Annotated in this window: 13 protein-coding genes; 4 read left to right on the top strand and 9 right to left on the bottom strand. The window is 72.7% G+C overall.

The features are described from left to right. Positions 1–153 precede the first annotated feature (153 nt). The 3 genes from ACIGZJ_RS25590 to ACIGZJ_RS25580 all read right to left on the bottom strand — a co-directional run bounded on the left by ACIGZJ_RS25590 (position 154) and on the right by ACIGZJ_RS25580 (position 2084). On the bottom strand, positions 154–957 hold the full coding sequence (locus ACIGZJ_RS25590) for a DUF3710 domain-containing protein (RefSeq protein WP_392940617.1): 804 nt from the start codon (positions 955–957) through the stop codon (positions 154–156). A 69-nt stretch (positions 958–1026) separates the two neighbouring features. Then, complete coding sequence (dut, locus tag ACIGZJ_RS25585; protein WP_387951595.1) at positions 1027–1494, bottom strand: dUTP diphosphatase; 468 nt, start codon at positions 1492–1494, stop codon at positions 1027–1029. Continuing rightward, on the bottom strand, positions 1491–2084 hold the full coding sequence (locus ACIGZJ_RS25580; protein ID WP_396459402.1) for a PaaI family thioesterase: 594 nt from the start codon (positions 2082–2084) through the stop codon (positions 1491–1493). Before ACIGZJ_RS25580 ends, dut begins: the two co-directional genes overlap by 4 nt. 169 nt (positions 2085–2253) lie before the next feature. Here ACIGZJ_RS25580 and ACIGZJ_RS25575 point away from each other — a divergent pair, with 169 nt between their 5' ends. Further along, the gene (locus ACIGZJ_RS25575; protein WP_396459394.1) at positions 2254–2703 is read left to right on the top strand and encodes a DUF3093 domain-containing protein; all 450 of its coding nucleotides are present in this window, start codon (positions 2254–2256) and stop codon (positions 2701–2703) included. Between the two features lie 403 nt (positions 2704–3106). Here ACIGZJ_RS25575 and ACIGZJ_RS25570 read toward each other — a convergent pair whose 3' ends face one another. The 4 genes from ACIGZJ_RS25570 to ACIGZJ_RS25555 all read right to left on the bottom strand — a co-directional run bounded on the left by ACIGZJ_RS25570 (position 3107) and on the right by ACIGZJ_RS25555 (position 7185). After that, complete coding sequence (locus tag ACIGZJ_RS25570) at positions 3107–3406, bottom strand: DUF4193 domain-containing protein (RefSeq protein WP_073924890.1); 300 nt, start codon at positions 3404–3406, stop codon at positions 3107–3109. A gap of 483 nt (positions 3407–3889) precedes the next feature. Beyond that, the gene (locus ACIGZJ_RS25565) at positions 3890–4873 is read right to left on the bottom strand and encodes an acyl-ACP desaturase (protein ID WP_396459393.1); all 984 of its coding nucleotides are present in this window, start codon (positions 4871–4873) and stop codon (positions 3890–3892) included. 245 nt (positions 4874–5118) lie between these two features. Further along, positions 5119–6447, bottom strand: coding sequence for a sensor histidine kinase (locus ACIGZJ_RS25560; protein WP_396459392.1), 1329 nt, complete (start codon positions 6445–6447; stop codon positions 5119–5121). Between the two features lie 84 nt (positions 6448–6531). Beyond that, positions 6532–7185, bottom strand: coding sequence for a response regulator transcription factor (locus ACIGZJ_RS25555; RefSeq protein WP_387951587.1), 654 nt, complete (start codon positions 7183–7185; stop codon positions 6532–6534). Between the two features lie 440 nt (positions 7186–7625). Here ACIGZJ_RS25555 and ACIGZJ_RS25550 point away from each other — a divergent pair, with 440 nt between their 5' ends. Further along, the gene (locus ACIGZJ_RS25550; protein ID WP_030301315.1) at positions 7626–7811 is read left to right on the top strand and encodes a hypothetical protein; all 186 of its coding nucleotides are present in this window, start codon (positions 7626–7628) and stop codon (positions 7809–7811) included. 180 nt (positions 7812–7991) lie between these two features. On the opposite strand, the gene ACIGZJ_RS25545 is transcribed toward ACIGZJ_RS25550, so the two are convergent. After that, positions 7992–8801, bottom strand: a complete 810-nt coding sequence (locus ACIGZJ_RS25545; protein ID WP_396459391.1) for an inositol monophosphatase family protein — start codon at positions 8799–8801, stop codon at positions 7992–7994. 25 nt (positions 8802–8826) lie between these two features. After that, positions 8827–9984, bottom strand: coding sequence for a ferrochelatase (locus ACIGZJ_RS25540; protein WP_396459390.1), 1158 nt, complete (start codon positions 9982–9984; stop codon positions 8827–8829). A 129-nt stretch (positions 9985–10113) separates the two neighbouring features. Here ACIGZJ_RS25540 and ACIGZJ_RS25535 point away from each other — a divergent pair, with 129 nt between their 5' ends. Both ACIGZJ_RS25535 and ACIGZJ_RS25530 read left to right on the top strand, forming a co-directional pair. After that, positions 10114–11370, top strand: a complete 1257-nt coding sequence (locus ACIGZJ_RS25535) for an MFS transporter (protein WP_396459389.1) — start codon at positions 10114–10116, stop codon at positions 11368–11370. A gap of 146 nt (positions 11371–11516) precedes the next feature. Then, entirely contained in the window at positions 11517–12839 is a 1323-nt protein-coding gene (locus ACIGZJ_RS25530; RefSeq protein WP_396459387.1) for a D-arabinono-1,4-lactone oxidase, read from the top strand. Positions 12840–12845: the final 6 nt, after the last annotated feature.

The raw sequence follows: 12845 nt of genomic DNA, 5'->3' as shown, positions 1-12845 counted from the left end.
TATCAGATGTTTTCCGCCCCGTTTTCCGGAGTTTCATTCATCGGACTTGCTTTCCGCCGCCCCTCTCGGTGCGACTCCGGAACTGTACGGGGACGAGACCGTCACAAGCAAATCGCCCCCGCCCGGCGTTCCGGGCGGGGGCGATCGGGGTGCTCAGCGAACCTCGGTGATCTCCGGGCCGCGGGCGAAGGGGTCGAGCGCGGTGGTGCCGAAGCGACCGTCGCCCTCGCCGGCAGCGGCGGCTGCCCCGCCACCATCGGCGACCATCTGCGCGTCCTCGGGGAGCTTCAGCACGATCGGGTCGCGAGGCGCCATCGGGATCTCACCGCGCACGACGACCGTCTGCTGGAAGACCTGCTCCAGAATTCCGGCCATCTCGGGCTGCACGGCGGCCTGGCCCGAGATCACACCGCGCAGGAACCAGCGCGGGCCGTCGCAACCGACGAAGCGGACCAGCTGGACGCCCTGCGTGCCGTCCGGCAGCTGGACGGGGACCTGGGCGCGGAGGTGCCAGCCGAGCGGGCCCTCCTCCTCCTCGACGACGCCGCCCTGCGAGGTGATGCCGGTGGCGATCTCCTCGCGGACCTCGCCCCAGATGCCCTCGGACTTCGGTGCGGCGAAGGCCTGGAGCTGGATGGCGCTGTTGCCGAGGACAAGCGTCGCGGCCACGATCGAGTCGCCGGCCACCTCGACCCGCAGCTCCATACCCTCGACGCCGGGAACCAGCAGGCCCCCGAGGTCGACGCGACCCTCCTCCGGGTTCTCCAGCTCGGAGAAGTCCCACGGGCCGTCCGGACGCGGGGCCGGCGGCAGACCGACCCGGTCCGTCGGGTCCAGCTCGGTCACGTTCTCGCTCTCGGCGGAACCTTCGACGTCATCGGCCGTCTCGTCGGCGCTGATGGCGTCGTCGGCGAGCTGCTCGACAGCGTCCTCGCTCTTCTGGCGACGACGGAACACGGTCACTGTCCTTCCCGGTCCAAGACCGATGCGAATACCTGCTCGGCTTCCTACGAGGCCGCGGGCAGCCTAGACCGCGGCGTGGCCACCGGTCGACCCGAACCCGCCCTCGGCGCGTGCCGACCCGGGAAGTTCGGCCACCTCGTGGAAGCGGGCCTTCTCGACCTGCTGGATGACCAGCTGGGCGATCCGGTCCCCTCTGCGGAAGCTGACGGCTTCGCGCGGGTCCAAGTTGACGACGATCACCTTGATCTCTCCACGGTACCCGGCATCGACCGTCCCTGGGGCGTTCACCAGAGCAACTCCGCAACGAGCTGCGAGCCCGGACCGGGGGTGGACGAAGGCCGCGTAGCCGTCCGGCAACGCGATGGCCACGCCGGTGGGCAGCACGGCCCGCTCGCCGGGGGCCAGTTCGGCATCGACGGTGGTCCGCAGATCGGCTCCCGCGTCACCGGGCTGCGCGTACTCGGGCAGCGGCAGCTCGGCGTCGATTCGCCTGATCAGGACGTCCACCGGCGGACGGGGGGTGGTGCTCAAGGGTTCACCTCAAAGGCTCGGGCGCGCTTCATCAGGTCGGGGTCGTCCAGGACCTTGTCGATGTCCTCCGGACGACCGTGCTTGGTGAAGTGTTCCAGCTTCACCTGGATGAACAGTGCCTGAGCGCGCACCGCCACCGGTCCGTCCGGTCCGCCGATCCGCGCCTCGCCGGCGCTGTAGATCTTGCGGCCGTGCACGCCGGTGATCCGGGCGCTCAGGTGCAGGACGGATCCGACCGGCACCGGGCAGAGGAAGTCCGTCTCCAGCCGGCCGGTGACGGCGGGGGCGTGCAGCAGCCAGTTGAGCGTGCCGAGGGTCTCGTCCATCGCGGTGGTCAGCAGCCCGCCGTGGGCCAGGCCGGGGCCGCCCTGGTGGTCCGGGGCGACGGTGAACTCGGCGGTGACGTCGAGTCCTTCACCGGCCACCGCCTCGATCCGCAGGCCGCCGGGGTGCTGCGGGCCGCAGCCGAAGCAGTGCTCGTAGTGCGAGCCGAGCCGGGTGCCGGGGGCCGGGGCCTCCGGAGCGCGGGGCGGCAGCTCGGCGTCCGGCGGCGGGGAGGTCGGCGACAGCCGGACGGCGGCCTCCTGCACGGCGGCGGGCGGCTGCGGGGCGGAGGCCTGCGGAACCGCCGACTGCGCGGCCGACGGCACGGACGGAGAGGCTATGGAACCGGTCACGGGAGCACCCTACCGATCGGTAGCCGCCCGGCCCGCGGGGGTGCGGTCCCGCGCCGGGCGCCACGGCCACCACAATGGGGGCATGTACGACGAACGCCTCACCGTGCCGCGCTCCTGGTGGTTGCTCCCGGTCGCGATCGGGCTCACGCTCGCGTTGATCCTGCTGCGTCTCAGCGCGGTGGGCGCGCTGGTCGGGCTGGTGGTCGGCATCGCCGCCGGCGCCGCCGCGATCAGCAGTTACGGCTCCGCGCGGATCCGGGTGGTGCAGGGCTCCCTGGTGGCCGGCACGGCCCGGATCCCGGTCGACGCCCTCGGCGCCGCGCACCCGCTGAGCCCGGCCGAGGCCGTGGCCTGGCGCGGGCCGAAGTCCGATCCGCGCGCCTTCATGCTGCTGCGCAGCTACGTCCCGACCGCGCTGCGGGTCGAGGTCAGCGACCCGGCCGACCCGACGCCGTACCTCTACCTCTCGACCCGGTCGCCGATGAAGCTGGCCGAGGCGCTGGACGAGGCCCGCCGCAGCGCCCGGACCTGACCCGGCCCACTCCCCCTGCTCCGCCTCATCCACCCCGGCGGCCCCCGGTGGGCCCCGCAGGCCTGGCCCGGGCCCCGGAAGCCCGGTCCAGGCCCCTGCACGGCCCCATACAGGCGTCAGCACAGGCGTACGGGGCCGGAAAACGGAGAGGGACGGCTCCGCCTTCGCGGGACCGTCCCAGACACTCCGTACTGCGTGTTGCGTACTACTGCGTGTTGCGTACTACTGCCTACTGCCCGGCGCGGCACTGCGTGCTGCGCCGGCCCCGCGTGACCACGTACTGCCGGTGCGTCCGCCTCGGCGTCCGCCGAAACTGCCGTCCGGCCCCGCTGCCCGGGGCCGGAAGGGGCGGTGTGCCGGGCCCGCGGAGACCGCGAGACCCGGACCATGGCCGCCCAGGTGCTCAGGCGCCGCAGTCCCGGCAGATCGGGTTGCCGTTCTTCTCGCTGTACAGCTGGCTGCGGTGGTGCACCAGGAAGCAGCTCATGCAGGTGAACTCGTCGGCCTGGCGCGGCAGCACCCGGACGGAGAGCTCCTCGTTCGAGAGGTCGGCGCCGGGGAGTTCGAGGCCCTCTGCAGCCTCGAACTCGTCGACGTCCACCGAGCTGGTGCTCTTCTCGTTCCGCCGAGCCTTCAGTTCCTCGATGCTGTCCTCGTTGAGGTCGTCATCGGTCTTGCGCGGGGTGTCGTAGTCCGTTGCCATTTTTCGCTCTCCCCCTCCGGGTTGTGCGGTGTGTGCGGTATCTCCAGCGCACGTAACGCATGGGGGGTCGGTCTTGTGCCCGACCCGAGGCGGAGATTTTGCCTTACTTCAAGCCCTGTTACTCAATCGACACTCAGCCAGGGGTCCGTTGGGGTGATCGAATCGGGCTGGGAGGGCCTCACGCTGGGCCATCGCCGCCCCTCGGCCGAGCCCCGTCGGCGGACACTCACAGTGATCGAACGCCCCGCGGCCGCCTGCCCATTCCCCTGCCCACCAGGGGCACTCGTCAATCCACCGGAACGCCCCCGGCCGCCGATCCGATCACGGACGGCAACCGGGGGCTCCGGAATCATGATCACGCTCCGAGAGCATACCAACCCGCGGAGCCACGCGGTGTGACCTTGGTCACGTTCTGAAATTTCCGGGGCAAATCGCGGAAAATCCACCCAACCGGAACGGCCCCGCGCGCGGGCTCCCAGTCGCCTACTTGGCGGCCTCACGAGCGGCCCGGCGGGCCAGCAGGGCGGCCTGGCGCTCGTCGAACTTGGTCGCCATGGCGTCCAGCCCGTCGAGGAAGACGCCGAGCTCCTGCTGGGCCTGCAGGCCCTCCGGGCCGAGGCCGCCGATCTCCATCACCTTGAGGTGGCGCAGCACCGGCTGCAGCACGTCGTCGTGGTGGATGCGCAGGTTGTAGACGCCGCCGATGGCGATCTGGACGGCGGCCCGCTCGAAGCCGGGGATCCCGTGGCCGGGCATCCGGAACTGGGTCACCACGTCCGAGACGGCCCGCATGGCCTGGTCCGGGGCGATCTCCAAGGCGGCCTTGAGCAGGTTCCGGTAGAAGACCATGTGCAGGTTCTCGTCGTTGGCGATCTTCGCCAGCAGCTGGTCGCAGAGCGGGTCGCCGGCGAAGTGGCCGGTGTTCCGGTGCGAGATGCGGGTCGCGAGCTCCTGGAAGGCCACGTACGCGACCGAGTGCAGCATGCTGTGCGCGTTGTCGGACTCGAAGCCCTCCGACATGTGGCTCATCCGCGCCCGCTCGAGCTCGTTCGGGTCGACGGCCCGGGTGGCGAGCAGGAAGTCGCGAATGGCTATTCCGTGCCGGCCCTCCTCGGCGGTCCAGCGGTGCACCCACGTCCCCCAGGCGCCCTCGCGGCCGAACATGGTGGCGATCTCGTGGTGGTAGCTGGGGAGGTTGTCCTCGGTCAGCAGGTTGACGACGAGCGCCACCCGCCCGAGCGGGGTCACCTGGGACTGCTCCAGCGACCAGGCCTCACCGCCGAGGACGCCGTCGAAGTCGCGCCCCTGGCTCCACGGCACGAACTCGTGGGGCATCCACTCCTTGGCGACCTTCAGGTGGCGGTTGAGCTCCTGCTCCACCACCTCTTCGAGGGCCATGATCAGCCGCGCGTCGGTCCAGGTGCTCGAGCCGAGCGAGGCGGTGCGCTGCACGGGGGCGATGGTCACGAGTCTTGCTCCTGGTGGACGGGCACGCGCTGGGACGGGCACGTGGGGCCGGCACGTCGGGGGACGCACTTACGGTTGCGTAGGTTACGACACCGTAAGTTGACTGGACCGGAAAAGACAAGCCGCCCCCGCCAGGCCTTATGTCCTCTTGACAGGCTTGGCGGGGGCGGCTGGGAATGGTCGGCGCACGGAGCGCGGAGCGCCCGGAAGGGCGTGGCGGGGTGTGTACGGGCCCGGGGGGCCGGTCAGGCGCCCGGAATGCGGACGCGCATGGTGAGGCCGCCTCCGGGGCGCGGGGTGGCCTCGATGACCCCTCCGTGCGCCCGGACGACCGAGCGGACGATGGAGAGGCCGAGACCGACGCCCTTGTCGCTGCGGGTGCGGTCGGCGCCCTTCACCCGGCGGAACGGCTCGAAGATGTGCTCCAGCTCGTAGCCGGGCACCACCGGGCCGGTGTTGGAGACCACCAGCTCGCCGCCGCCGGGCACCCGGGCGGTGGTGATCTCGACCCAGCCGTCCGCCGCGTTGTAGCGCACGGCGTTCTGCAGCAGGTTGAGCGCGATCCGCTCCAGCAGGATCCCGTTGCCGGAGACCGCGACCGGGTTCAGCTCGGTGCGCAGCTCGACCTCCCGCTTGCCGGCCTCGGCCCGGGTCTGCTCCAGCGCGCGGGCGGCCACCTCGGAGAGCTCGACGGCGCGGCGGTCGGTCAGCTCGTTGTCGCTGCGGGCGAGCAGCAGCAGGCCCTCCACCAGCTGCTCGCTGCGCTCGTTGGTCGCCAGCAGGGTCTTGCCGAGCTGCTGGAGGTCGGGCGAGGCGCCGGGGTCGGCGAGCTGGACCTCCAGCAGGGTGCGGTTGATCGCCAGCGGGGTGCGCAGCTCGTGCGAGGCGTTGGCGACGAAGCGGCGCTGGGAGTCGAAGGAGCGGTCCAGCCGGTCCAGCATGTCGTCGAAGGTGTCGGCGAGCTCCTTGAGCTCGTCGTCCGGGCCGTCCAGCTCGATCCGCCGGTGCAGGTCGGAGCTGGCCACCTCGCGGGCGGTGCGGGTGATCCGGCCGAGCGGGCGCAGCACCCGGCCGGCCATCGCGTAGCCGGCCGCGAAGGCGATCACGGCGAGGCAGACCAGCACGGTGAGGGACTTGCGCAGCAGGGTGTTGAGGGCCGCGTTGGACTCCAGGCCGTGGCTCTTGGCGATGAGCTGGTTGAACTGGTCCGAGGTCATCGGCACGCGGTTGACGTAGATGTCGCCGTCGAACTTGAACGGCGGCGGCTGGACGTCGTGCAGGGCCTGCCGGACGAAGAAGTACATGAGCAGCAGCAGGACCACGCCCGCCATCAGGAACATCCCGCCGTAGAGCAGGGTGAGCCGGATCCGGATGGTCGGGCGGAACGGCAGCCAGGCGAGCATGCCGTCGCCGGGGACGTAGCCGTCGCCCGGGGACTGGTCCAGCCTGGGCGCACGCGGTGGGTGCGCGGGCCGGGGCGGGACGGACGCGGGCGGGACGGGCCGGGGCGGCACGGCGCGCGGGCCGCCGGCGGGCGCGCCGGAGGCCCCGCCGGCCGGGGGCGGGGTGGTCATGGTTGTCCTCTCGGGGCGTCCGCCGGGGGCGGGCGCGGCATGGTCGGATCCGGCGGATCCGGCATTCGGCTGTGGGGGCTCCGGTCAGATCCGGTAGCCGGAACCCGGGACGGTGACGATCACCGGCGGGTCGCCGAGCTTGCGGCGCAGCGTCATCACGGTGACGCGTACGACGTTGGTGAACGGGTCGGTGTGCTCGTCCCAGGCCTTCTCCAGCAGCTGCTCGGCGGAGACGACGGCGCCGCCGGCCCGCATCAGCACCTCCAGGACGGCGAACTCCTTGGGGGCCAGCTGGACGGTCCGGCCGTCGCGGATCACCTCGCGGCGGCCGGGGTCGACCGAGATGCCCGCGCGTTCCAGGACGGGCGGCAGCGGGACGGTGGCCCGGCGGCCCAGCGCCCTTACCCGGGCGACGAGTTCGCTGAAGGCGAACGGCTTCGGAAGGTAGTCGTCCGCACCGATCTCCAGGCCCTCGACCCGGTCGCTGATGTCGCCGGAGGCGGTCAGCATGATCACCCGGGTCGCCAGGCCCTGGTCGACCACGCTGCGGCAGACGTCGTCGCCGTGGACCAGCGGAAGGTCGCGGTCGAGGACGACCACGTCGTAGTCGTTGACCGCGATGCGCTGGAGCGCGGCCTCCCCGTCGTACACCACGTCGACGGCCATCGCCTCGCGGCGCAGGCCGGTGGCGACAGCCTCGGCGAGCAGCTGCTCGTCCTCGACGACGAGAACCCGCACGGTCGTTGTCCCTTCTCCAGGCCGGCCCCGGAAGCGGACGCGCGGCTCCATCGGTGCCTCCATCCTGCCTGGTCCTGCGGTAAAGCAGCGATAAGCTGCCCCGGAGGCACGGGTGCGCGTGAGGTCCCGCCCATGATTCGTGCCGGAATCAGTCCGCTTGGACTGTGACACAGGCAACTTTCTCGCCCGGGGAGGTTTCCCCGACACCGGGGCGGGGAGGACAGCTGCACACCCGCGATCTGGCCATCGGCCGATCGCACCCACCCGCCGTGCGTTCATCCGCGCCGGCCCTGGGGCTGGGGCGTCACCGGGAGCGGCCAAGGGCCGTCTCCGCGCCCGACCGGAGATCTCCACCTACCGGCTCGGACGCTTCCGCTGACCACCGCACCCGGGGCGGGGGACGCACGAACGTGCACGTCCGACACAGTAAGGGGGCCCGCATGGACGCCTTCACCGCCGGAATCCTGCAGCGCATAGCCAACGCCGAGCAGGACCTGCACCGCGCGATCGAGGCCGGGGACGAGTTCCTGGCCGAGGTGGAGCAGTCCGAGCTGGACGATCTCCGCCGGCTCGCCGCCGAACACGGCGTGGACACGGTGCTGGAGCGCCACCGCACTGCTGCCTGACCGCCCACCGACCCGACGCCGGTCCTCCGGCACCAGCGGCCCTGCGGGGGCCGTGCGAAACCCCAAGCCCTGGCATCTCCCGCATGCCAGGGCTCTTCGCTGTCCCGACCCGGCCGGACCCCGCCCGATGGCGCGGCGGGGTCGGGACGGCGGAGCCCGGTCGGGCCGCGTCAGACCGCGTCAGGCCCAGGCGCGCAGCTCCGCCAGGCGGTCCTGGAGCGGCTGGTAGACGCCGGGGGCGGCGGCGACGGTCAGTTCGCCGTCCGGGCCGTGCCCGGGGCGACCGCCGACCAGGGCGCCCGCCTCGGCGGCGATCAGGCAGCCGGCCGCCCGGTCCCAGGGGGCGAGGCCGCGCTCGTAGTAGCCGTCCAGGCGCCCGGCGGCGACGTCGCAGAGGTCCACGGCGGCGGCCCCGCCGCGCCGGATGTCACGCACCTCGGACATCAGCGCGAGCAGCACCTCGGCCTGCCGGACCCGCACCGACTGCACGTAGCCGAAGCCGGTGCCGATCAGCGCCTGGCCCCACGGCGGGGCCGGGCGGGCGGAGACCGGCTTGCCGTCCAGGTGGGCGCCGCGGCCGGTGACCGCGTGGAACAGCTCGCCGCGCACCGGGGCGTACACCACCCCGACGACCGCGCGCCCGTCCAGTTCGGCCGCCACGCTGACGGCCCAGGAGGGCAGTCCGTAGAGGTAGTTGACGGTTCCGTCGAGCGGGTCGACGACCCAGCGGACCCCGCTGGTGCCGGGGCGCTCGGCCCCCTCCTCGCCGAGGTAGCCGTCCTGCGGCCGGCGGCGGGAGATCAGCTCCAGCACGAGCTTCTCGGAGGCGAGGTCCATCTCGGTGACCACGTCGACCGGGCTGCTCTTGGTGTCGGCCACGCCCAGGTCGGCGGGGCGGCCGTCCCTCAGCAGGGCGCCCGCCTGCCGGGCGGCGTCCAGGGCGACGTCGAGCAGTTCGTCGAGCAGTTCGGGGCTGGGCACGCTGGGCACGGGTCCTCCGGGGTGCGGTAAGGGGTCAGCGCTCGGCGGCGGCCGGGCGCGGGGCGCGCGGGTTGGGGCAGCAGGCCACCGCGCAGACGTCGTGGCCGGCGCCGAGCCGGCCGAGGGCGCAGCGGGCGGGCTCCTCGCCGCGCTCGGCGGCGGCCCGCTCCAGGACGAGTTCGCGGACGGCGGCGGTGAAGCGGGGGTCGGCGCCGACGGTGGCGGCGCGGGCGACCGGCAGGCCGAGTTCGGCGGCCTTGGCGACGGCCTCGGTGTCCAGGTCGTACTTCACCTCCATGTGGTCGGAGACGAAGCCGATCGGGACCATCACCACGGCCGGGGCGCCGTCGGCGTGCTGGGCCTCCAGGTGGTCGCAGATGTCGGGTTCCAGCCACGGGATGTGCGGGGCCCCGCTGCGGCTCTGGAAGACCAGCTCGCACCGGCGGTCGGCGACCCCGGTGCGCTCGGCGACGGCGGCGGCGATCAGCTGGGCGACGTCGAGGTGCTGGGCGACGTACGCCCCGCCGGGCCGCCCGCGGGCCGGGTCGTCGGGCGCCCCGGAGCTCTCGGCCATCGCCTCCGGGATGGAGTGGGTGGTGAAGGCCAGCCGGGCGCCGTCCCGGACCTCGGCGGGCAGGGCGGCCAGGGCGTCCAGGGTGGCGTCGATCATCGGCTCGACGAAGCCGGGGTGGTTGTGGAAGTGCCGCAGCTTGTCCACCCGCAGCTCGGGCAGCCCCTCCTCGGCGAGCACGGCGAGCGCGTCGGCGAGGTTCTCCCGGTACTGGCGGCAGCCGGAGTACCCGGCGTAGGCGCTGGTGGCGAGGACGGCGATCCGGCGGTGCCCGTCGGTGGCGATCTCGCGCAGGGTGTCGACCAGGTAGGGCGCCCAGTTGCGGTTGCCCCAGTAGACCGGCAGGTCGAGGCCGTGCTCGGCGAGGTCCTTGCGCAGCCCGGCCAGCAGCTCCCGGTTCTGCTCGTTGATCGGGCTGACCCCGCCGAACAGGAAGTAGTGCTTGCCGACCTCCTTCAGCCGCTCCTTCGGGATGCCCCGGCCCCTGGTCACGTTCTCCAGGAACGGGACGACGTCCTCGGGGGCCTCGGGGCCGCCGAAGGAGAGCAGGAGCAGGGCGTCGTAGGGCCTGGTCGCAGCGGAACCGGCGCCGGAGGGTGAGGGATTGCGCACGTCGGACATGGGACCGATCCTGCCATTGAGGGCCCGGACAGCGTGGGCGGGGCCGCACCGGGTGTCCGGAAAATACTGTTTGCCAAGGTACGTAAGCTGTGTTGGCCAGCCTCGTTCCTTACTCCCGACGGAGCTCCCGTGCTGTCCAGCTACCGCCAGATATTCGCCGCCCCCGGCAGTCTGGCCTTCTCCTCCACCGGATTCGTGTCCCGGTTGCCGATATCCATGACCGGCATCGGCATCGTCACCATGCTCTCCCAGCTGAGAGGCTCGTACGGGGTGGCGGGCCTGGTCTCGGCGACGCTGGCGGTGTCCGCCGCGGTGCTGGGCCCGCAGGTCTCCCGGCTGGTGGACCGCCACGGACAGCGCCGGATCGTCCTGCCCGCCACCGCGATCACCGTCGTCGCCGCGGTCGGGCTGCTGCTCTGCGCCAGGCTGAAGGCGCCGGACTGGACGCTGTTCCTCTTCGCGGCCGGCATGGGCGTGATGCCCAGCACCGGCGCGATGGTCCGGGCCCGCTGGGCGCACCTCTACCGGGACGACGCGCCCAAGCTGCACACCGCGTACTCCTTCGAGGCCGTGGTCGACGAGATCTGCTTCATCGTCGGCCCGATCCTCTCCATCGGGCTGGCCACCGCCGTCTTCCCGGAGGCCGGCGTGCTGCTCGCCGGCCTCTTCCTCACGGTGGGCGTGCTGCTGTTCGCCGGGCAGCGCTCCACCGAGCCCCCGGTCCACCCGGCCGCGCGGCACGCCGGCAGCTCGGTGATCCTCAACCGCGGCCTGCAGGTGCTGATCCTGACCTTCGTCGCCACCGGTGCGATCTTCGGCTCGGTCGAGGTCGTCACCGTCGCCTACGCGGACGCCCAGGGCCACAAGCCCGTCGCCAGCGTGGTCCTCGCCCTCTGGGCGCTCGGCTCCTGCCTGGCCGGCGTGGTGTTCGGCACGCTCAAGCTCAAGGGCTCGATGGCCGGCCGCTTCTTCGGCGGGGTCCTGTTCATGGCGCTCAGCATGGCGCCGCTGCTGCTGGCCGCCGAGTCCGTGGGCGGGGTCGGCGGGCTGATCGCGGTCGGCGCCGCCCTGCTGGTCGCCGGCATCGCCATCTCCCCCACCCTGATCACCGCGATGGCCCTGGTCGAGCGGCTCGTCCCGGCCTCCAAGCTGACCGAGGGCATGACCTGGACGACGACCGGGCTCGCCCTCGGCGTCGCGGTCGGCTCCTCGGCCGGCGGCTGGGTCGTGGACGCGGCCGGCGCCGCCGCCGGATACTGGGTCCCGGTGACCGCCGGGGCGTTCGGTGTACTCACCGCCCTGGTCGGACTGGGCCGCCTGCGGGCCGGCCTGTCCTCCGCCGAGGCCGGACAGGACTCCGCGCAGACCGTAGACCTCGAACGGTGAACTGACTACTCTCCTGCCTACTCGCGGGTCTACCCGCGGGTAGGAGTTCCAGCGGGGGTCCTGCCGGGTCGCCGGGGGGACACCTCGGCGGCCGCGGCCGCCCCGGAGCGCGCCGACACGTTCGGCCACGGAGCAGGAGGCACCACATGCCCCAGGCCAGTACCGCACCCCGCACCCGCTGGACCAACTGGGCCGGCAACCAGAGCGCCCACCCGGCCAAGGTGGTCACCCCTGGCACCGCGGAGGAGCTGGCCAAGGAGATCCTGCGCGCCGCCGACCAGGGCCGGACCGTCAAGGCGGTCGGCTCCGGCCACTCCTTCACCTCGATCGCCGCCCCCGGGGACGGCGTCCTGGTCCGCCCGTACGCGATGACCGCCGTCCGCGGGATCGACCGCGCGGCGGGCACCATCACCGTGGAGGCCGGCCTGCCGCTGGCCCGGCTCAACCGGGTGCTCGCCGCGGCCGGCCTCTCGCTCGCCAACATGGGCGACATCGAGGTGCAGACCGTCGCGGGTGCCACCAGCACCGGCACCCACGGCACCGGCCGCGACTCCGGCTCGCTCGCCGCCCAGATCCGCGCACTGGAGATCGTCCTCGCCGACGGCAGCGTGCAGCACTGCTCGGCCACCGAGAACCCCCGGCTGTTCCAGGGCGCCCGGCTCGGCCTCGGCTCGCTCGGCGTGATCACCGCACTCACCCTCGCCGTCGAACCGGTCTTCCTGCTCACCGCCCACGAGCAGCCGATGCGCTTCGACGAGGTGCTCGACCGGCTCGACGACCTCACCGCCGTCAACGAGCACTTCGAGTTCTACTGGTTCCCGCACACCGACCGCTGCTCCACCAAGCGCAACAACCGAAGCCAGGGGCCGGCCGCCCCGCTGCCCCGGTTCAAGGAGTGGCTGGAGGACGACTTCCTCTCGAACACCGTCTGGGAGGGGGCCTGCCGGATCGGCCGCCGGTTCCCCGCCGCGGTGCCCTCGATCGCCTCCTTCGCCAGCCGCGCCTGGTCCGAGCGCACCTTCACCGACACCGCGTACAAGGTGTTCACCAGCCCGCGCAAGGTCCGCTTCGTCGAGATGGAGTACGCCGTACCGCGCGAGGCCGTCGCCGGGGTGCTGCGCGAGCTCAGGGCGATGATCGAGCGCTCCGACTGGCGGATCAGCTTCCCCGTCGAGGTGCGGTTCGCCCCCGCCGACGACCTCTGGCTCTCCACCGCCCAGGGCCGCGACACCGCGTACATCGCCGTCCACCTCTACCGGGGCACCGCCGAGCAGGGCTACTTCACCGAGGTGGAGAAGCTGATGACCGCGCACCGCGGCCGCCCGCACTGGGGCAAGCTGCACACCCGCGACGCCGGGTACCTCGCCGAGGTCTACCCGCACTTCGCCGAGTTCACGGCCCTGCGCGACGAGCTCGACCCCGGCCGGGTGTTCGGCAACGACTACCTCCGCCGGGTGCTGGGCGCCTGAACCCCG

The sequence above is a fragment of the Kitasatospora sp. NPDC052868 genome, from assembly GCF_044547105.1.
Classification (GTDB): domain Bacteria; phylum Actinomycetota; class Actinomycetes; order Streptomycetales; family Streptomycetaceae; genus Kitasatospora.
Note: the sequence above shows the minus strand (reverse complement) of the source record. Positions and strands in the feature narration are given on the sequence as shown.